The following is an 18,816-nucleotide window of genomic DNA, read 5'->3' as shown; positions in this document are numbered from 1 at the left end:
GCCCGGCTTCAGAGTCCGAGGCGCCGCTGCGCCGCGAGAACGGTATCCCGCGCGGGAATCGCCGGATGCGGTGGCGCGACAGCCGCTTGGTGGTGGACGGTCACCACGGACAGCAGACTGTCCTTCTGGATCGCGAAGGTCTGGATGTAGCCCTCCTTGTTCGGCGGCAGGTAACCCGAACCCCAGTGCACACCCCAGACGTCGACGCCGTTGACCGTATCCACCTTGGCCGTGCTCGTGACGTAGAAGGCGCCGTTGTCCTGGCCGGGTGGCCCGAGCCGTTCCGGGCAGCTCGCGAGATCGGCCGCCCAGCTCGCTTTCGCCTTGGCCGCTTCGCTCGCGCTGGCGAGCCTCACCACCCATGTGTCCGCCGTGTAGTAGTCGTTCGAGTCGGTTCGCCCGGCCGATTCCGTGTCGCGGAGGTTGACGCTCTGGTAGAGCGGCGCGCGGTCGAAGACGCTGCAGACGCCGATACCGCCGGTGTCCCAGGCGAAGGCGTTCTGCTTCACCGGGTGGTCGGTCCACGGCGCACCGACCGCCGGGAGCTCGCTGGAGACCAGCGCGAGCGCCGGGTCGAGCACGTCGGCACGCGGGCCCGTCGTGCTCGCGGCGGCGTCAGCGGGCATCGTGACGGCGAGACCCGCCATCACGACACCCGCGATCGGCATGGCGACACGGCTCCACCGCGACGAGAACCGGCTGCGGTGTCGAAACGAATGGACCGATTCGGACATGGCGTTCCCTTTCTGCGTTCAGCGAATCCGGCGGCCTGCGCACCGCCCGGCGGGCATCGCGCCTTTCACCCGAGCACAGTGAGTCCACTGTGGACATTAGGATGGGTGTGTGCGCGAAGGATCGACGGCAATCTGCCCCCAGCTGCCGATGCGGTGTCCAGCCGCATGATCGGGATGAGCGTAGCGCACCCACCGATATCCGGACAGTCCACGGACGGAGCAATACAGCCCGCTTTAGCGACCACGGAAGCAGTTAACGTACGCCCGCGGAATCGCTTTCCCGACCCGGTACGGAAATCCGCCGACCGGGACGAAGCATCCACCATTTTACTGATTCACCGGCCGTATCCGCGTGGAACGGGAGCAACCGCTCGCGCGTTCAACCGTCTCCGGGAGCGTAGGCCCCTCGGAGATCGGAAACGCGTGCCCTTCACCTTCGCGCACCCCGCGGCCGTGCTGCCGCTGCGGCGGTGGCTGCCGCTGCCCGCGCTGACGGCCGGTGCCCTCGCCCCTGATCTCGCCTACTACCTGCCGGTGCCCGGCGGCGCGGACCGGACACATTCCGTCACGGGCTTGTACACCACCGACCTGGTGCTCGGTGCCGCGCTCACCCTGATCGGTTACCTGGTCCTCGCGCCCGTCCTCGCCCTCGCGCCGATGGGGTGGCGGGCCCGTGCGGTCCCGCCGGACCCGGCGCGGTGGCGCGGCCCTCGCGCGATCGCCGTCGCGGTTTGCGCACTGGTCGTCGGCGCGGTGACCCATCTCGGCTGGGATGCCTTCACCCACACCGGCGGCGCCGCGGTCAGGGCGTTGCCGTTCCTCCGCGCCCCCGTCATCGGCCCGCACCGGCTGTACAACGTGCTCGGGTACGCGTCGTCGGCCGGTGGGCTGCTGGTGCTCGGCGCGCTCGCCGTTCGCTGGTACCGGCGAACCGCACCGGAGCAAGGCGAAAGGTGGCGCGCGCTCCCGCACAGCCTTCGCGCGTGGACGCTTTGCGCCTTCGTCGTCTCCGCGGCGGCCGGGGCGGTCGTCGCGCTCGGCGACCCCGTGCGCGAGGCCAGCGCCTACGACTGGGTGCGGCTGCTGCTGATCGGTGCCGTGCAAGGCGGCTGTGCCGCACTCGCGGCGTACGTGCTCGCCTGGCATCTCGCGCCACCCGGTCGGCGCTAGGTTTCCTCAGCAGTCCCGAGTAGAGGTGGGCAGATGGCTTCCGACGAACTGCTCCTGCTCCGGCAACGGCCGGACTGGCCCGCTGCCGTGCGCGAGCTGAGGGTTCGCGCCGAGAAGCACGGGGCGGCGGCCTCGGCGGCCGCACGCACCTACGCGCAGGTCTACGCGGGACGCCGTGGCGCGATGGTCTTCGACGTGGTGGCCTCGCGGCAGCGCCGGTACGAGCAACGGGTGCTGCCCCTTGTCGACCGGTGGGCATCGGAGCACGCGCCGGGAACGCTCGCGATCATGGCGACCTCCCCGCCCGACCCGGTGACCTACGGCCTGCTGGCGTCCGAACCGCGCACGATGCGCACGATCGCCAGGAACCTGGTCGACCTCGCGAACCGCCTCGGCGTCGACGAGGACCGCGCCTGCCTGGAATGGGCCGAAGACGTACGCGCGCTGGAACACGCGCACGGGCTCGACCCCGTGGTCGGCGCCGTCAAGGGCATCGGCCCCGCGTTGTTCGCCTACCTCCGCATGCGCTGCGGCGCGGACGCGCTGAAACCGGACGTCCGGGTGGCGAAGGGGCTGCGCGCGCTCGGTTTCCGGGTACCGGGCGACCAGCATTCGATCATGGTCGTCGCCAGGGCCGCGGCCGCCGAAATCGACTTCGACCTGCTCACACTGGACCAACTGCTCTGGCTCGACGGAGCCTGAACGCTTCACCGCACCGGCGCCGCGAAGGCCGTGGCCGCCTCGTCCCCGGAACAGGAGTTGAGGTCGGGCACACGGTGTTCGAACGCGGCGCAGTCCACTGTGGACTCGGAACCGACCACGATGGCGCCGGGGACAGCAGGTGCGCGACACCGAAGCAATCACAGCGGCCGCAACGGAGCCGACGCCGAGGCTCCCCGAGGTCATTTGAGCCGTTGCTGCGCTTCGATCTGCGCGACAAGGAAATCTGCCAGGGAGGGCCAGGTGCGCGAAACCTCGGTCTCCGCCTCCACGTACCAGCTCAACTCGCCCGAGGGCGCCAGCCAGTACAGCTCGTACCCCTGGTGCATCCCGACCACGATGGCGCCCTGGGGCAGCAGATGCGCGGCGTCGTTCTCCTCCAGCAGCTCGCGTCCGTCGTCAGCCAGCCCCTGAATTCCGGGATAGAAGAAGTCCGTGCCCCGCAACAACTCCCCCGCACCTCTGCCCATCAGGCGGAGGAACTCCTCGTACTGCTCGGGAAGCCGGTCGACGCCGTGCCCGGCACGGATCTCGGCCACCTCGTCCGGCGTGCACCCGACGACGGTTTCCCTGGTCGCCAACCCGCCGGACACCAGACGCTCGACGAGGTCGGAAATGGGTTCGGACATGCACCACGCTCCACGAAGGACTTCAGCCGCGGCCGAGATCGGAATAGGTCACCTTGATGTTAGGGAACGCCCGCTGGAAGTCCTTGATCACCTCCTGGCACGACGGGCACACCGGTCGTTCCGAATACACGTGTATTCGCCCACTGGCATCGGGCTTGAGCTGTCCCTTCAACTCTTCGAAGATCTTCATCTCCGAGTCAGCCGCCCTGGCGATGTCGTCGGGGCCGCGGTTGAGGGTGTGTTCGGGCGGCATGGGCGCCGACCCGTCGTACTGGTGCTTACCGCTCACACCGACCCGCTGCCCCGAAACACCGTTGATCTCGTAGTCAGCGACCGCGATGTTCTTCTTGCCGCCGACGCGTTTGTCGGCGCGGTATTCGTCGATCTTCTTGGTGGCACCTTCCTCGCACAGCGCCAAGCCGAGCGGGTCGGAGCCGGACACCGGGTTCGGCGCGTAGGCGTACGGGTCCGCGCCCGCCGCCGCGCCGAGCGGGTCCGCGCTCGCGTACTGCGCGATCTCCGGGTCGTAGTACCGCTGGTGGTTGTAGTGCAACCCGGTCTCGTCGTCGTGGTACTGACCGGGAAAGCGCAAGGGCGTGGACGTGCGCGAGGTCAACCGGTTGAGAGCCCGCCCCCACACCGTGGTGTCCTGGCGCCACGCGATTTCCCCTCGCACGTCGACGAGTTCGGTCGGCGTGCCGATGAGATCGGTGACGATCGAGAAGAACTCGGCGTCCACCCAGTCCTGTTCGGACGCGCCGACGGCACGGGAAACCTGCGTGAGCGGCCGAAGCGAATCGGGTGCCCAGTTCCACGTGGTCGCCTCGCCGGTGGACCGGATCTGCTCGGCGAGTTCCGCCCCGTCCCAGCAGAACCGGATGATCTCCAGCACCGCACCGTCCGCACCGAGCCGCTCCTTGCGGGTACGCCTGCCGAACGGGTCGTACCGGTAGCGCCACCGCGCGCCGTCCGGGGTTTCGACACCGACGAGCCGGTCCTCCGAATTCCAGCTGTACCGCCAGACATCCGGTTTGCCGGAGAGCTTCGCCCGCTGCCGGACCACTATCCGGCCTTGCTGATCGCGGAGGTACCGCACCGGTCCCGAGGTCCGAAGCCCGGTGCCGTCGTCGTCGGAAAGCGCTGGCGGCGGCGGGGCGATCTCGGCCGTTTCCCCGGCCGTGCCCAGCACCCGGCCCGCCGGGTCGAGGTCGAACCGCGTAGTACCGCGCAACCGGTCGGACACCTCGGTGGGCCTGCCATCGGCGCGATAGTGGTATTCCCGGTGCTGGAGCAGCTTCGCCCCGGCACGGTCGGGGGTCCCGGCGACGGCGGACACCGTCTGCGACACGAGCCGGTGGTTCGCGTCCCAAGACTGCGCGAACATGGTTCCCGCGTCGAGCAGGCGTTCCACCTCGCGGCCCGCTTGGTCGAACCGGAAGCTCATCGACCGGCCCGCGGTGCGCAGGCCGACGTGGTTCCCGTTGCCGTCGTAGTCCCAGCTGCTTTCGCTGCCGGTCGGCGTGACGCGGCGGACGCGCCTGCCTTCGGTGTCGTAGGCGGAGACGACGGCGTGGCCGTCGATCGACTCCGCGAGCACCCGGCCGAGCGCGTCCCGCTCGAACCGCACCTCCGCGTCCTCGTTGCGCGCCCACCGCGTCCGGCCCATCACGTCGTAGCCGAATTCCGCGGCGGTGTCCGGCCCGCTCATCCGGACGCGGTTCCCCGCGGCGTCGTACTCGTAGGTCGTCACGTCGCCTGCCGCGTTCACCCGCTCGATCAGCTGGCCCGCCGCGTCGTAGCCGTAACGCTGGGTTCGGCCGTGGACGTCGGTCTCGCTGATCAGCCTGCCTGCCGCGTCGTAGCCGAAGGACCAGGTCCGCTCGTGCTCGTCGGTGATCGCGAGCAGGCGAAGGTTCGCGTCGTAGCGGTAGGCCGAGCGCGCACCGTCCGGGGTCGTCCGCACGGCGGGAAGGTCGAAGTGGGTCAGCTCGGAGCGAGTGACCTGGCCGAGCGCGTCGAGGTGTTCGACGACGTTGCCCTCGCCGTCGTAGCGCCACCGCTCGGTTCCGCCGCCGGGTCTGGTGCGCGACAGCAGCCTGCCCTCGACCGTCCACGCGAACCGGGAAACACCGCCCGCCGAGTCGACGGCTTCGACTATCCGGCCGAACTGGTCGCGGCGGATCCGCATGCTCGCCCCGAGCGGGTCGGTGATGCGCAGCGGCAGGCCCGTGCTGTCGGTCTCGATGTGCCTGGTGTGCCCGAGCGAATCCGTGACCTGGGTGAGCGCGCCGTCGGCGCGGTAGGCGTACCGCGTGGTGGCTCCGGCCGGGTCGATGACCTCCAGCAGGTTCCCGTGCTCGTCGTAGGTCCGTCGCCAGACACCGCCGTCGGGCTCGACGACGGCGAGCGGGTCCCCGTGAGCGTCGTACTCGGCGCGCGTTTCGGCTCCGTCCGGGCCGGTGCGGAGCACCACGTTGCCGTCATCGTCGTAGACGAAGCGCGTGGTGCGGCCGAGTGGGTCGGTGGTGGCGACCAGGCGGTCCTCGTCGTCGCGCTCGTGGATCACGCGGTTGCCGAGCGGGTCGATCTCCTCGGCGACCCGGCCGGTAGCGGTGAGCCGGTAGGTCGTGGTGTTGCCGAGCGCGTCGGTGAACCTGGTGGCGCGGGCATCGGTGTCGTAGCTGAACGTCCCGTTCAACGCGCCGCCGGAGCCTTGGTTGGCGATGCACCGCCCACGCTCGTCGTAGAAGTACCGGTACCACTCGCCATTGCGGTCCGTCCAGGTGGTCATCCTGCCGTCGGAGTCGTACTCGAACCGCATCGCGCGGCCGGAGGAGTTGACGACCTCGGTGAGGTCGCCCGCGGTGTTGTAGGCGAAGCGGGCGATCTGGATGTCGTCGCCGTGGAAGTTCCGCAGCCGCAGGCCGGTGACGCGGGCATCGGCGTGGTCGAACTCGATGCGGTGACCACCGCTGTGCCACACCGCGAGCGCGAGCCCGTTTTGGTCACGTTCGAACGTGATGCGGTTGCCGTTGCGGTCGGCGATCGCGGAGAGGGCGAACTCGGTGCCTTCACCGTCGAAGAGCAGTTCGTGGCCGAGGTCGCGCCTGCTGATCCGGTACCCGGTGTCGGTGCGGGCGAGCGGCCACCTCGGGCCGGACACGGGCACGACCTCACCCTCACCAGAGCGGGACGGCTCGGGGTAGCAGAGCAGCATGCCGTCCTCGGCGACGAAGACGATGCCCTGCGCGTCCAGCTCCAGCCGTTGGTCCACTGTGGATGCCCACGACCGCCCGAAACCGCGGCCCGCGCGGTAAGACGACACGTGCGTGCGGCGCAGCACCAGCGGGAGCACGCCGTCGAGGGTGACGTCGGTTTGTCCCGCGATCACCTCACCGGTCGCGACGTCGACGGGGTCGTTGCAGGTGTTCCGCGCTTTTTCCGGGGTGTTCGCGGTGTTCGGGTCGTCGGGGCGGTTGGGGCCGCCTTCCTTCGCCGAGGAGGACGACGTGCCGTCACCGTGGTGACCAGGTCCGTCGACGCCGTCGGGGCCGTCCGGGCTGTGCGTGCCGGACGGTGTGGTGTCGCCGTGCACGCCGGGGGTGTCGGCGTGCTTGCCCGCCGACTTCGCCGCCGACGGGCTGGTTCCGCCGCCGCCGAGCTTCTTGCCCAGTTTGGCGAGCTTTTCCATGATCTCGCCGAGCTTGTCGACGATCTTGCGGATCTTCGGGGTGACGTTGCCGATGGTCTTGACGAGCTTGCGGATCAGGTCGCCGACCTTGGTGATCGCCTTCGTGATCGCGGTGGTGGCCTGCACCGCGACGAGCGGGGTCGCGAAGCCGAGGGTGCACGCCTCCTCCAGCGCCCACGAGATCAGCTTGCCGATCAGTTCACCGATCAGGTCCCGCACGGTTTCGCGGACCATGGCCACGACCTGGCCCATGATCATCACGCCGGCGGAGATGCCGTCGGCGAGTGTCGCGGCGCCCGCGATCGCGTCGACCTGCTGGGCGCCGGAGTCGCGGTAGGCGTCGGCCGCGGTGCCCTTCCAGCCCGCGGTACCGTTCTTGACCTCGTTGGAGAGATCGCCCGCGACGGTGTTGACCTCCTTCGCGACGTTCGCCCAGGTGTCCGAAAACGACTGGATCACCGGCGGGTTCCCGGCGAGCCAGTCCAGCGCTTCCTTCAGCGGCTGCACGTGTTCGATCAGCCACGACACCCCGTACTGGATGAGCGTCCCGATCGGATCGACGACCAGGGAGAGCGCTTCCAGGCCGACCCCGAGCGCGCCGAGGCCGCCTTCCACCCACGAGCCGTCCTTGACGCCGTTGGCCAGGTCCACCGAGGACTCCGCGATCCCGATCCCGGTGACCGCGGTCGTCTGCGACTGGGCCTGCGCGACCAGGGGGTTCCCGTCAGGCACTGAGATCGCCGCCCGCCTTCTTCAGGTCCTTCGAGGCGTCTTCGTCGCGGCCGGAGTACGCCTTGACCGCGTCGCGCACCTTGCCCGCGGTTCCTTCGACGGACTCTTCGGCCTTCTCCAGCGCCTTCACGCCCCACTGTTCGAACGGGTCGAGCAGCATCGCGAACGGCTGGCAGATGACGCCGTACGCGCTGTTGTCCATGGTCACCTGCCTCGCGGCGGCGACGGCGGTCTTCAGCCGCCCGGCGAGCGCGTCCACTTTGCCCGCGTGCGTCCCCAGCTCGTCCTGCAGAACCTCATAGCCACCCTCGGGCATCGGTGTTCCCCCTCGTCGTCCTCCGCGCGGCACCCAGGATCGCCCGAGTGGCCCGCCCCGGCCAAGACCTCACCCGGACGACCACAGTGGGCACCGGGTAGGACCGTGAGTTCACCCTGTCGGTGCCGCCCGAGACCCGGTCGAGACCTGATCGGTATCGAATCAGTGACCTACGTCTTAGTGCGCCACGCCTCACAGTGGCTAGTTCTGTCACACGGCTGCGAACGCGGGGGTTAGCCTGGTAGGCGCAAAGACACCACATCAAGACCGAGATGGATAGAGGCGAGCCCAAGCCGTGTCCAGCAGCAGCCCTGCGTCACAGTTCGGCCCCAACGAGTGGCTGGTCGAAGAAATGTACGACCAGTTCCTCGAAGACCCCTCCTCAGTAGATGCCGCATGGCACGACTTCTTCGCGGACTTCAAGCCGACGCAGGCGGCCAAGGCCAAGGCTGACGACGCGCGCGAGCAGGCGCCCCAGCCCAACGGCGCCGTGGGGTCCCGCAACGGCCAGGCCTCCCCGCCCTCGGCGAAGACGCAGCAGAACGCCCAGTCCGCGGCAACGCAGTCGGCGGCGACGAAGCCCGCGCCCGCCAAGGCAGAGTCCGCGAAGCCAGAGCCCGCGAAGGCGGCACCGGCCAAGGCCGAGCCCGCGAAAGCCGAGTCGAAGCCCGCGAAGAGCGAGCCGGAGTCGAAGCAGCTCCGCGGCGCCGCGGCGGCGATCGCGAAGAACATGGACGCGTCGCTGACCGTCCCCACCGCGACGAGCGTGCGCGCGGTCCCGGCCAAGCTGATGGCCGACAACCGCATCGTGATCAACAACCACCTCAAGCGCACGCGCGGCGGCAAGATCTCCTTCACGCACCTCATCGGCTACGCGATGGTGCGCGCGCTGAAGGACTTCCCGAACATGAACCGGCACTACAAGCTGGTCGACGGGAAGCCGTTCGCGATCACGCCCGAGCACGTCAACTTCGGCCTCGCCATCGACCTCAAGGGCAAGGACGGCTCGCGCAACCTCGTCGTCGCCTCGGTCAAGGCCGTCGAGGACATGACGTTCCTGCAGTTCTGGCAGGCCTACGAGGAGATCATCAAGAAGGCCCGCAACAACAAGCTCACCGCGGACGACTTCGCGGGCACCACGATCTCGCTGACCAACCCCGGCGGGATCGGCACCAACCACTCGGTGCCGCGGCTGTCGGCCGGTCAGGGCGCGATCATCGGCGTCGGCGCCATGCAGTACCCGGCGGCGTTCGAGGGCACCAGCGAGAAGACCCTGGTCGACCTGGCCGTCAGCAAGATCATGACGCTGACCTCGACGTATGACCACCGCATCATCCAGGGCGCGGAATCGGGCGAGTACCTCAAGCGCATCCACGCGCTGCTGCTCGGCGAGGACGGCTTCTACGACGACGTCTTCACCAGCCTGCGCCTGCCCTACGAGCCGATCCGCTGGGTCGCCGACATCCCCGAGGGCCCGGTCGACAAGACCGCGCGCGTGATCGAGCTGATCGAGGCGTTCCGGATGCGCGGCCACCTGATGGCCGACACCGACCCGCTGAACTACCGGCAGCGCAGCCACGCCGACCTGGACGTGCTCTCGCACGGGCTCACCCTGTGGGACCTCGATCGCGAGTTCCCGGTCGGCGGGTTCGCCGGCCAGGAGCGGATGAAGCTGCGCGACATCCTCGGGGTGCTGCGCAACTCCTACTGCCGCACGGTCGGCATCGAGTACACCCACATCCTCGACCCGGACGAGCGCCGCTGGATCCAGGACCGCGTGGAGATCCCGCACGAGAAGCCGGACCCGGCCGTGCAGAAGTACGTGCTGTCGAAGCTGAACGCGGCCGAGGCCTTCGAGACGTTCCTGCAGACCAAGTACGTCGGCCAGAAGCGGTTCTCCCTCGAAGGCGGCGAGACCGCGATCCCGCTGCTCGACACCGTGCTGGACAAGGCGGCCGAGCACGAGCTGGACGAGGTCGTCATCGGCATGCCGCACCGCGGGCGGCTGAACGTGCTCGCCAACATCGTCGGAAAGCCAATCTCGCAGATCTTCCAGGAATTCGAGGGCAACCTCGACCCCGGCCAGGCGCACGGCTCCGGTGACGTGAAGTACCACCTCGGCGCCGAGGGCAAGTACTTCCGCATGTTCGGCGACGGCGAGACCAAGGTGTCGCTGACCGCGAACCCGTCGCACCTGGAAACCGTCGACCCGGTGCTCGAAGGCATCGTCCGCGCCAAGCAGGACATCCTGGACAAGGGCGGCGAGGGCTACACCGTGCTGCCGGTCCTGATGCACGGCGACGCCGCGTTCGCCGGGCAGGGCGTGGTCGCCGAGACGCTGAACCTGGCGCTGCTGCGCGGGTACCGCACCGGCGGCACCGTGCACCTGATCGTCAACAACCAGGTCGGGTTCACCACCGCGCCGGAGCATTCGCGGTCGAGCCAGTACGCGACCGACGTGGCGAAGATGATCGGCGCGCCGGTCTTCCACGTCAACGGCGACGACCCCGAGGCGGCGCACTGGGTGGCGAAGCTGGCGGTCGAGTACCGGCAGGCGTTCCACAAGGACGTCGTGATCGACATGATCTGCTACCGCCGCCGCGGCCACAACGAGGGCGACGACCCGTCGATGACGCAGCCCGCGATGTACGACATCATCGACACGAAGCGCTCGGTCCGGAAGACCTACACCGAGTCGCTCATCGGCCGCGGGGACATCTCCGTCGAAGAGGCCGAGGCCGCGCTGCGCGACTTCTCCAGCCAGCTCGAACACGTCTTCAACGAGGTGCGCGAGCTGGAGAAGCACCCGGCGAAGGCCAGCCCCTCGGTCGAGGAGGAGCAGCAGATCCCGGCGAAGGTGCCGACCGCGATCTCCCGCGAGATCGTGGAGCGCATCGGCGACGCGTTCATCAACGTGCCCGAGGGCTTCACGCTGCACCCGCGCGTCAAGCCGGTGATGGAGCGGCGGGCCAAGATGTCCCGCGAAGGCGGTATCGACTGGGCGTTCGGCGAGCTGCTGGCGTTCGGCTCGCTCGCCATCGAAGGCCGTCTCGTGCGGCTGTCCGGTCAGGACAGCCGTCGCGGCACGTTCACCCAGCGCCACTCGGTCGCGATCGACCGCAAGACCGGCCAGGAGTACTCGCCGCTGCAGAACCTGACCGAGGACCAGGCCCGCGTGATGGTCTACGACTCGGCGCTGTCCGAGTACGCGGCCGTCGGCTTCGAATACGGCTACTCGGTGGCGAACCCCGAGGCGCTGGTGCTGTGGGAAGCGCAGTTCGGCGACTTCGTCAACGGCGCACAGACCGTGATCGACGAGTACATCTCCTCCGGCGAGGCGAAGTGGGGCCAGCGCTCCGACGTCGTGCTGCTGCTGCCGCACGGCCACGAGGGCCAGGGCCCCGACCACACCTCCGGCCGCATCGAGCGGTTCCTCTTGCTGTGCGCGGAGAACTCGATGACGGTGGCGGTGCCGTCGACCCCGGCGAACTACTTCCACCTGCTGCGCCGCCACGCGCTCGACGGCATCCAGCGCCCGTTGATCGTGTTCACGCCGAAGCGGCTGCTGCGCGACAAGCTGGTGAAGTCGTCGGTCGAGGACTTCACCGACCAGTCGAAGTTCCTGTCCGTGATCGACGACGCCGACATCGCGCCCGAGAAGGCCCGTAAGGTGCTGCTGACCTCGGGCAAGATGTACTGGGAACTGCTCGCCGAGCGCACCAAGCAGGAGATCGACGACATCGCGATCGTGCGCGTCGAGCAGTACTACCCGCTGCCGAAGAAGAAGCTGGTGGCCGCGCTGGAGCGCTACACCAACTCGAAGAGCGTGACGTGGGTCCAGGAGGAGCCGGAAAACCAGGGCGCGTGGCCGTTCTTCGGGCTCAACCTCCCGCGCAAGCTGCCGGAAGCGCTCTCGGGTCTGCAGGTCGTCGCGCGGCGCCCGATGGCGGCGCCGTCGGCGGGCTCGTCGAAGGTGCACGAGGTCGAGCAGAAGGCGATCATCGCGAAGGCGTTCGAGTGAGCTAGAGCGGTTTGACGAAGGGCCCTTCCCGCACGCGGGAAGGGCCCTTCGCGTTTTCCGGGGAACGCAGCGCGGTGGTGACCAGCCCGGCCAGCAGCGCGACCTCCAGCACCTGCCCGGACGCGAACGTCATGAGCTTCCACGACATCGGCATCACCGCGGCCAGCGAGACCACGGTGAACACGCCGACGACCGAGGCGGCCAGCACGCCCTTCAGCACCGGCGCCGCCCGCGCCCAGACGGCCGTCGCGGCGGCCACCCCGGCGCCGAACCCGCAGCCGAACGCGAGGATGTCCACTGTGGACGAATACAGGAAAGCCACCGAGAGCGCGGTCACCGCCACCCCCACCACCAGACCGATGAGCAGGGTCCTCGCCTTGATCGGGCGGAAGGGCGTGCGCGGCCGCGCGAGCAGCGGCAGCACGAGCAGCGCGACCGTGAGCGGCAGCCAGCCGGAGGCGGCGAAGTGGGAGAACAGCCACCGCTGAGCCACGGCGAGCGCCAGCAGCACCGGATCGGACACCGCCGGGTCCTGCGTGAGGTGCGCGATGATCACCAGGTACTGGGTCTCGTAAACGGTTCTGGCGGCCAGCAGCAGGACCACGACGACGAAGGCGACGGGCACGGCGGCGACGCGAACGGGGCGGTCGGCGGCGCGCACCTTCGGCGTCCACGCCGCCATCACCCGCTCCACCCACAGCCCCAGGAACCACCCCGCCGCGGCGAGCACGAGCAGCGCCGCGAGTTGCACGCCCACCGGGAACGGGGCCATCGCGTGGTCGGTCATCCGGCTGGGCGCCATGGCCCAGCCCACCGGAAGCCCGATGGCGAGGCCGAAGCGGGCGCGAAGACCACCGGCCGCTTCGGCGTATGCCGCCGCGCGCAGTTCCCTGATGCCGAGCGCGATCCCCAGCACGAGGACGAAAACCTCGGCAGGCCAGTAGAACGCGCCCTGGCGGAGCTGGCCGCTCATCGAGGTCGCGACGTCCATGCTCAACGAGAAGCAGGCACCGAGGGCGAACGAGAACGCGAAACCCTGACGCAGCAACGGCCCGTCTCCGGTCAACGCGGCCACCCGCGTACCGGGGCGGGGATGGGTGCGGCGACGCAGCTCGGCGAGCGACCACCGGCGTCTCGGGACCGCGTCGAACAGCCGCCGCAACGGTGCCGCGGCCTCCGGCCACCACGTCAGCACGCGCGCGTCCGCGTGCAGTTCGCGGGCTTGGAGCACGGTGTAGCGGGTGAGCCAGGCCAGACCGGTCAGCGCGACGAGCTGGGCGGCGAACAACCAGGACAACCCGGGCCCGGACACGAACGCCTGCATGCCGCCGTCGATCCACGGCGGCATTCCGACGAGGATCCCGACGACGGCGCCGAGCAGCCCCGGCGCCAGGATCACCACGAGAAAAGCGCGCCACAGCGCCAAGACGACCGCGGTGATGTCCAGGTCGCGGTTGCGCACGTGCGCCATTTCGTGCAGGAGAACCGCTTTGAACAGGGCGGGGTCCCGTTCGAACAGGACCAGCATGCCGCGGCTGAGCGCGATGTAGCGGCGCCCGGCCCTGCCGAACGCGAGCCCGTCGACGGCGGGGTTGACGACGTCGAGCAGGAACTCGACCCTCCCGCGGGGAAGGAATTCGGCCGCGGTCCGGTCGAGGTGCTCGCGCAGCGCGGGAAACACGTCCCGGTCGATCGGCCGCAACCGGCGGCGGCGGATCCGCCGGACCGGGCCGAACCAGTACTGCGCCGCGGTCAGCAGGCACAGGACGGCGAACACGAGCAGCATCGCCATCCAGCCGTCGTCCCCGCCGCCGCGGACGATCGGCGCGCACTCGGGTGACGAGGCGAGTATGCGGCCCGGCACCGCGAAGATCGCCGCCACGCACCGCGCGTAGGCCGCGCGCTCGTCCGGCGACTTGCTGGGCGTGAACAGCACGTTGAACAGGGCGGGATGCCACAGGGTCGAGATCGTGAAGACGACGCTGATCAGCAGGAGGAAGGCCGAGCTGGTGCCGGACGGCAGCAGGAACGGGGCCGGACGCCGTGGCGCCGTCACGAGCCCGGTTCGCGGGTGGCCAGTTCGCTGATCAGCGCGTGGGCCAGCGCGTCCGCCTTGTCCTCGGGCAGGCCGAGCTTGCGCGCCCGTTCGTAGGCGAGGGTGCGGATCTCCTGCAGCCGCTGCGGCGACAGCGGGGGCAACGGATCGGGCAGCGCTTTCGGCTTGCGGCGGAAGATCCGGGACAGCAGGCGGCCCGACCAGGAACCGAGGTCCTTGCTCAGATCCTTGACCACGGCGAGCACCACGCCCGAGGCGATCGCGGTGACCATCACCTCGCCCGCCTCCGGCAGGCCGAAGCCGAGCGGCTCTTCGCGGCGACGGCTCCGCCTGCGGGGATGGCGGCCGAGCACCTGCCAGGTCTGGTCGAACAGCGGCATTTCGTCCGGAGCCAGCTCGGAAACGACGCGGCGCCCCAGTCGCGCCTCGAGTCCGCCGGTCGCCGCGAGGTTCTGCTCGTGCTCAGCTGCCATCGATCGATCATCCCGAGAGACGGTGCCGATCGGCACCGGTCGCGACGAGACCACTCGAATGGACCCGCCTGCCGAAGGCGGCCGTGATCGAACTACGACCCGACCTCGGGACCACACAATTTCCCGAAGATATACCTAATCGAAACCGCTCGACCACTAAAGGAAAATCAAGGAAATATCCCCCGTCTGGCGGTATAGCCGGACGCGACGCACGACATTCACCGTTTCGTGGAGAATGATACATTACCGCATACATAACCCTGTGCTTTAATTGTCACCGGAGTTGTCCGGGGAGGGACGACCGGTGGCGCGAAGGAGGTTCTCGATCATTCGCCGGTGCCAGTGAAGCACTTGATCGGAATGTCGGGTCATGTCGAAAGCGCCTCGTCGCGGACTGGATCACTTCGGGCTGGGAAATGCGGATCGCAAATCCCGCAGCCAGCGGACAACCGTCATGGCCTGCTGGCTCATGGCGGTGACAACACTGTCCGGCACGCTCCTGATTTGGTCCAGCAGCGAAGTCGAGGCCGAACGCACACTGCTGGGGCCGATCGCGTCGACCGTGGTGGTCATATCCGGGATCTCGCTGCTCACCTGGGCCGTGGTCGCGACGGCACTCGCTCACCGGCTCAAGCGGGCGATACTGCTCGCGACCGCGGTGGTCACCTCGGTGTCCGCGGGCTGGCTCGTCGTGGTGGCCATCGGAGCCTGGGCCACGAACGCCGCGGTCAGCACACTCGTGACCTTCGCCTGCGTGCTGACCCTGCCGATCATCCTGAGCGTGACGCGCGCCGAAAGCCTCGACCGAAACGCACGGAACCAGACTGGGGAACCTCGATGACCGAAGAATTGGCGGCGCAGTTCGACCGGATGCGGCGCTACGTCTCCGCGCTCGGCGAACTGATCAAATCAGCGCAGGCACAGGCACCGGGAAGCGCCGAAGGCAGCGATCACAGCTCGGCGGTGCGCGTGAAACTCGGCGCCGACGGCCTGCCGGAATCGTTCCACGTCGCGGCCGACTGGGATGAGTGGCTCATCCCGGATGATCTCGCGAGCAGTGTGCTCGAAGCTTGCGGCGCCGCCACGACGAACAGGCTGGAGTCCTGGACCGAAAACCTCGAGGACACCGATTTCCTCGCTACCGTCCGAGATCTGGACGGCGGTCCGGACACCTTCCCGCCGACCGCGCGGAACCGGGAAGTGCCGCCAACACCGACGGACGCCGCTGTCCCCGAAGTAACACCTCGTGCACTCGACCTGGTCGCCGAGGACGCGATCAAGGCCTTCGAAAACGTCGAACGGTCGACGAATTCCGGCCCACCACGGGAAACCACGGGCACCGGCGTGGCCGCAGGCCGGAAAGTGGCCATCACACTGTCGAAGTTCGCACTCACGTCGTGCTCCATCGAACCCGGCTGGGCGGCGCGGCAAACCGCGACGGGGTTGATGAACGCCCTCGGCGACGCACTCGAGCGCGCGAAGTCCGACCTGGCGGGCAACACGACTTCGGCGTCCACTATGGACAGCGGAATCGACGGCCTCTTCGCGGAAGCCATCGCCCTGCTCAAAAACCCGCGACGCTAGGCAAAGGGAGCGCAGACCATGCCACCACCATCCGGCGACATCCACGTCGTCACCGAGGAGATCCGCAAGGACGCCGACCTGTGGGACGCCGAAGCGGCGGAAATGGGGAAGATCGGCCCCAAGGCGGAGGGGTTGCGGCTGAACCGGATCGAAGCAGGCGTATTCCAGCTCGTGTTCGAAGCGTACGGCCAGATGATCGACCAGGTGATCGCACGAGCCGCCGAGGGACAGCAGCGCATGACCGAAATCAGCGCCACCCTGCGCGCGGTCGCGAACAAATACGAAGCGGACGAGGCCGCGAGAGCGCAGCAGATGAAGAAGGCCGGTCGATGACGGACTTCAGCGAGGCGCAGTTCCAGGAGGTCGTCAACAAGATCAACGGCGGGCTGGACGACCTGTCCGGAAAGATCGCCGAGGTCCCCCAGGCCATCGCGGAGGCCACCGATCACTGGTACGTACCGGGATTCGTCGCCGATGCCATCACCTGGCTGGGAGAAAAGATCGTAGATCTGGCGAAGTGGATTTTCGACAAGATCAAGGACGCACTCAAAGGTATTGGCGCACCAGTCGCCTTCTTCGTGTACGCATTTGACTGGCAAGACATCAAAGGAATTTCCAGCACCATCTCCGGACAGGTGAAACCCGAGGTCATGCCGTCCACCAACACCTGGAAGGGAACGGCGGGTGAGGTGTACAACAAGACGATCAGACCGCAAGGGGACGCGGCGAGCAGGATTTCGTCGATCTCGAACAGCACCTCGATCGCTCTGCAGCTATGCGCGGGAGCCGGTCTGACCTTCTACGTCGCCATCGGTCTCGTCCTCGTCAAGTTCATCGTTGCCATGGCCAGTGCGATCGCGGCCATCGGTTCGGCGATCTTTTCCTGGGCCGGGCTTGGCTTGATCGTCGAGGAAGCCGGGGTGAACGCAGCTCTGATCTGGGGCGCGATCGGCGCATTGACCCTCGTCTTGGGTGCCCAGGCCCAGCAACTCGTCAGCCTCCACGGCGAGGCGATCGACAACAGCGTGTTCCCCGGCGGCCATTGGCCGGACCCGGCGACGGGGTCCTACCGGGGCGGCTGAGCGGCTCAACGCTGCTCCAAGAGCTTCGCGAACCCGGCGTCGGGGGCATGCATGCTTCGGTGCACCGAATCGATGCTGTCGCACGGCCACAGCTTCTCGCAGAGCTTGCACCGGCCCTGTGCGTCCTCGCGGTGATCCCCGACCACGGTCCGGACCACCGTCACGAGATCGCACAGCAGCCCGCGCGCGGCGGCTTCTTCTTCGTCGTCCCATTCGTCGTCGCTCATCGCGAGGAACTCGCACTCGTCGAGCTGGGCGTAGATTTCGTTGCGCAGCAACCACATCGCCCGCGCGCTGGCCGCGGATTGCGGATTCATCGGTGACCTCCCCAGCCCAGCGAACCGATTTCAGCGCGCGCATACAATCGTCCTTTCCGGTGGCGGAGTTGTGGTGCGAACCGGTACCGCGCTCGAATGTCTACTGTCGACTCCATGGTGGAACACGTGCCGACCGTGCGCGCCAGGGAACTCGGCGAAGGGCTGCGCGCCGTGCTGGAAAACGCCGGGGTGACGGGAAAACAGCTCGCGCGGGAGCTGGGCTGGTCGCAGAGCGATGTGTCGAGGATGCTGACCGGCAACCGCAAGGTCAAGGAGATCGAAGTCGCGAAGGTGCTCGGCTTCTGCCGGGTGACCGGCCCCGAAGAGCAGCGCCTTCTGGCGCTCTGCACCGAAGCGAATAAGCCGGGCTGGCACCAACAGCACGGCTCGCGACTACCGATGCAGCTGCGCACCTATATCGACCACGAGGACAAGGCAACTGTCATATACGATTATGCGGCCACCCTTCTCTCGGGAGTGTTGCAGACCGGCGACTACGCCCGCTCGGTCATCAACCGCATAGTCAATGTTCCTGACGATGAAGTCGACGGCCGAGTCTCCGCCCGGCTCGCACGGTCGGCCATCTTCAGCCGCCATCAACCACCGAAATACACTTTTTTCATTCACGAATTCGCACTTCGCCTTCCGGTTGGCGGCTCAGCGGTGATGTCTGAGCAGCTACACCATCTCCTCCGCATGTCGGTTCGCCCCAGTATCTCCATGCGAGTGGTGCCTGCCGCCCTCGGAGCGCACGCGGCCGCGGCCGGATCATTCACGTTCATGGAGTTCACCAACATCAAGCCGGTCATCTACATGGAAAGCGAAACATCAACAGTATTTCTTGAAGAGTCGAATGAAATCACGGCCTACCGGCGGATCATTGCGGCTCTGGCGGAAACCGCGCTGGACGAGGCACAATCGAGGGACCTGGTCGGCAGCTTGGCACTGGAGCTGTACCAGAACCGAGAGGACCACGATGATCACCCTTGAGCCAGGCGGCCTCACCTGGCGCACCAGCAGCTACTCGGCGGGCAACGGTAACTGCGTTGAGATCGGTTGGCGCACCAGCAGCTACACCGGCGCGGGTGGCGCCGGAGACAACAACTGTGTTGAAGTTTGGGACTCTATGTCCCAAGTCCGCATACGGGACACCAAGGACCGACTCGGCGGCGAACTGAGCTTCGACCACGCTCCATGGCGAACGTTCCTCCGTGCCGCGGCCTGGGCGGTCCCAGCGACCTCCTGACCGCACTTTTCGGACTCCCGCGCGCGAACGCGATCGGCGCTATAC

At 68.1% G+C, this 18,816-nt stretch carries 16 protein-coding genes; 9 read left to right on the top strand and 7 right to left on the bottom strand.

Annotation, left to right across the window (positions count from 1 at the left end; translation table 11 throughout):
• Positions 1–8: 8 nt before the first annotated feature.
• A complete protein-coding gene (locus tag HUW46_RS28995) occupies positions 9–668 on the bottom strand; it encodes a hypothetical protein (protein WP_215541950.1) in 660 nt (219 codons plus the stop codon).
• A 489-nt stretch (positions 669–1,157) separates the two neighbouring features.
• Here HUW46_RS28995 and HUW46_RS28990 point away from each other — a divergent pair, with 489 nt between their 5' ends.
• A complete protein-coding gene (locus tag HUW46_RS28990; RefSeq protein ID WP_215541949.1) occupies positions 1,158–1,904 on the top strand; it encodes a DUF4184 family protein in 747 nt (248 codons plus the stop codon).
• 33 nt (positions 1,905–1,937) lie between these two features.
• Positions 1,938–2,606: a hypothetical protein gene (locus HUW46_RS28985; RefSeq protein WP_215541948.1), complete on the top strand. Its 669-nt coding sequence runs from the start codon at positions 1,938–1,940 to the stop codon at positions 2,604–2,606.
• A gap of 200 nt (positions 2,607–2,806) precedes the next feature.
• Here the strand turns inward: HUW46_RS28985 and HUW46_RS28980 are convergent, their stop codons facing one another.
• The 3 genes from HUW46_RS28980 to HUW46_RS28970 are packed head-to-tail and all read right to left on the bottom strand — an operon-like array spanning position 2,807 to position 7,992.
• Positions 2,807–3,253, bottom strand: coding sequence for an SMI1/KNR4 family protein (locus HUW46_RS28980; RefSeq protein ID WP_215541947.1), 447 nt, complete (start codon positions 3,251–3,253; stop codon positions 2,807–2,809).
• 22 nt (positions 3,254–3,275) lie between these two features.
• Positions 3,276–7,676 carry an RHS repeat-associated core domain-containing protein gene (locus tag HUW46_RS28975; protein ID WP_215541946.1) on the bottom strand — a complete coding sequence of 1,467 codons (4,401 nt, stop codon included), beginning with the start codon at positions 7,674–7,676 and terminating at the stop codon, positions 3,276–3,278.
• Entirely contained in the window at positions 7,669–7,992 is a 324-nt protein-coding gene (locus tag HUW46_RS28970) for a type VII secretion target (protein WP_215541945.1), read from the bottom strand. Before HUW46_RS28970 ends, HUW46_RS28975 begins: the two co-directional genes overlap by 8 nt.
• Before the next feature lie 295 nt (positions 7,993–8,287).
• On the opposite strand from HUW46_RS28970, the gene HUW46_RS28965 reads away from it, so the two are divergent.
• Complete coding sequence (locus HUW46_RS28965) at positions 8,288–12,013, top strand: multifunctional oxoglutarate decarboxylase/oxoglutarate dehydrogenase thiamine pyrophosphate-binding subunit/dihydrolipoyllysine-residue succinyltransferase subunit (protein WP_215541944.1); 3,726 nt, start codon at positions 8,288–8,290, stop codon at positions 12,011–12,013.
• 1 nt (position 12,014) lies between these two features.
• Here HUW46_RS28965 and HUW46_RS28960 read toward each other — a convergent pair whose 3' ends face one another.
• Together HUW46_RS28960 and HUW46_RS28955 are read right to left on the bottom strand one after the other, a co-directional pair.
• On the bottom strand, positions 12,015–14,069 hold the full coding sequence (locus HUW46_RS28960) for a M56 family metallopeptidase (protein WP_215541943.1): 2,055 nt from the start codon (positions 14,067–14,069) through the stop codon (positions 12,015–12,017).
• On the bottom strand, positions 14,066–14,542 hold the full coding sequence (locus HUW46_RS28955) for a hypothetical protein (RefSeq protein WP_215541942.1): 477 nt from the start codon (positions 14,540–14,542) through the stop codon (positions 14,066–14,068). The genes HUW46_RS28960 and HUW46_RS28955 overlap by 4 nt, the downstream gene beginning before the upstream one ends.
• 469 nt (positions 14,543–15,011) lie before the next feature.
• Between HUW46_RS28955 and HUW46_RS28950 the strand changes: the two genes are divergently transcribed.
• The 4 genes from HUW46_RS28950 to HUW46_RS28935 are packed head-to-tail and all read left to right on the top strand — an operon-like array spanning position 15,012 to position 17,208.
• Positions 15,012–15,383 (top strand): hypothetical protein, encoded by a 372-nt coding sequence (locus tag HUW46_RS28950; protein ID WP_215541941.1) that lies wholly within the window; start codon positions 15,012–15,014, stop codon positions 15,381–15,383.
• Positions 15,380–16,126 carry a hypothetical protein gene (locus HUW46_RS28945; RefSeq protein ID WP_215541940.1) on the top strand — a complete coding sequence of 249 codons (747 nt, stop codon included), beginning with the start codon at positions 15,380–15,382 and terminating at the stop codon, positions 16,124–16,126. Before HUW46_RS28950 ends, HUW46_RS28945 begins: the two co-directional genes overlap by 4 nt.
• Positions 16,127–16,144: 18 nt before the next feature.
• Positions 16,145–16,459: a type VII secretion target gene (locus tag HUW46_RS28940; RefSeq protein WP_215541939.1), complete on the top strand. Its 315-nt coding sequence runs from the start codon at positions 16,145–16,147 to the stop codon at positions 16,457–16,459.
• Positions 16,456–17,208: a hypothetical protein gene (locus HUW46_RS28935; protein WP_215541938.1), complete on the top strand. Its 753-nt coding sequence runs from the start codon at positions 16,456–16,458 to the stop codon at positions 17,206–17,208. Before HUW46_RS28940 ends, HUW46_RS28935 begins: the two co-directional genes overlap by 4 nt.
• A gap of 5 nt (positions 17,209–17,213) precedes the next feature.
• Here HUW46_RS28935 and HUW46_RS28930 read toward each other — a convergent pair whose 3' ends face one another.
• Positions 17,214–17,525 (bottom strand): hypothetical protein, encoded by a 312-nt coding sequence (locus HUW46_RS28930; protein ID WP_215541937.1) that lies wholly within the window; start codon positions 17,523–17,525, stop codon positions 17,214–17,216.
• A 114-nt stretch (positions 17,526–17,639) separates the two neighbouring features.
• Here HUW46_RS28930 and HUW46_RS28925 point away from each other — a divergent pair, with 114 nt between their 5' ends.
• Together HUW46_RS28925 and HUW46_RS28920 are read left to right on the top strand one after the other, a co-directional pair.
• Entirely contained in the window at positions 17,640–18,515 is an 876-nt protein-coding gene (locus tag HUW46_RS28925) for a helix-turn-helix domain-containing protein (protein ID WP_215541936.1), read from the top strand.
• On the top strand, positions 18,502–18,771 hold the full coding sequence (locus HUW46_RS28920; RefSeq protein WP_215541935.1) for a DUF397 domain-containing protein: 270 nt from the start codon (positions 18,502–18,504) through the stop codon (positions 18,769–18,771). Before HUW46_RS28925 ends, HUW46_RS28920 begins: the two co-directional genes overlap by 14 nt.
• Positions 18,772–18,816 lie beyond the last annotated feature (45 nt).

The organism is Amycolatopsis sp. CA-230715, from assembly GCF_018736145.1.
Lineage (GTDB): Bacteria > Actinomycetota > Actinomycetes > Mycobacteriales > Pseudonocardiaceae > Amycolatopsis.
Note: the sequence above shows the minus strand (reverse complement) of the source record. Positions and strands in the feature narration are given on the sequence as shown.

Coding starts and splice junctions, on each gene's coding strand:
- HUW46_RS28995 (WP_215541950.1), bottom strand. CDS start 668: ATGCCGATCGCGGGTGTCGTGATGGCGGGTCTCGCCGTCACGATGCCC.
- HUW46_RS28985 (WP_215541948.1), top strand. CDS start 1,938: ATGGCTTCCGACGAACTGCTCCTGCTCCGGCAACGGCCGGACTGGCCC.
- HUW46_RS28980 (WP_215541947.1), bottom strand. CDS start 3,253: ATGTCCGAACCCATTTCCGACCTCGTCGAGCGTCTGGTGTCCGGCGGG.
- HUW46_RS28970 (WP_215541945.1), bottom strand. CDS start 7,992: ATGCCCGAGGGTGGCTATGAGGTTCTGCAGGACGAGCTGGGGACGCAC.
- HUW46_RS28955 (WP_215541942.1), bottom strand. CDS start 14,542: ATGGCAGCTGAGCACGAGCAGAACCTCGCGGCGACCGGCGGACTCGAG.
- HUW46_RS28950 (WP_215541941.1), top strand. CDS start 15,012: ATGGCGGTGACAACACTGTCCGGCACGCTCCTGATTTGGTCCAGCAGC.
- HUW46_RS28945 (WP_215541940.1), top strand. CDS start 15,380: ATGACCGAAGAATTGGCGGCGCAGTTCGACCGGATGCGGCGCTACGTC.
- HUW46_RS28940 (WP_215541939.1), top strand. CDS start 16,145: ATGCCACCACCATCCGGCGACATCCACGTCGTCACCGAGGAGATCCGC.
- HUW46_RS28935 (WP_215541938.1), top strand. CDS start 16,456: ATGACGGACTTCAGCGAGGCGCAGTTCCAGGAGGTCGTCAACAAGATC.
- HUW46_RS28930 (WP_215541937.1), bottom strand. CDS start 17,525: ATGAATCCGCAATCCGCGGCCAGCGCGCGGGCGATGTGGTTGCTGCGC.
- HUW46_RS28925 (WP_215541936.1), top strand. CDS start 17,640: ATGGTGGAACACGTGCCGACCGTGCGCGCCAGGGAACTCGGCGAAGGG.
- HUW46_RS28920 (WP_215541935.1), top strand. CDS start 18,502: ATGATCACCCTTGAGCCAGGCGGCCTCACCTGGCGCACCAGCAGCTAC.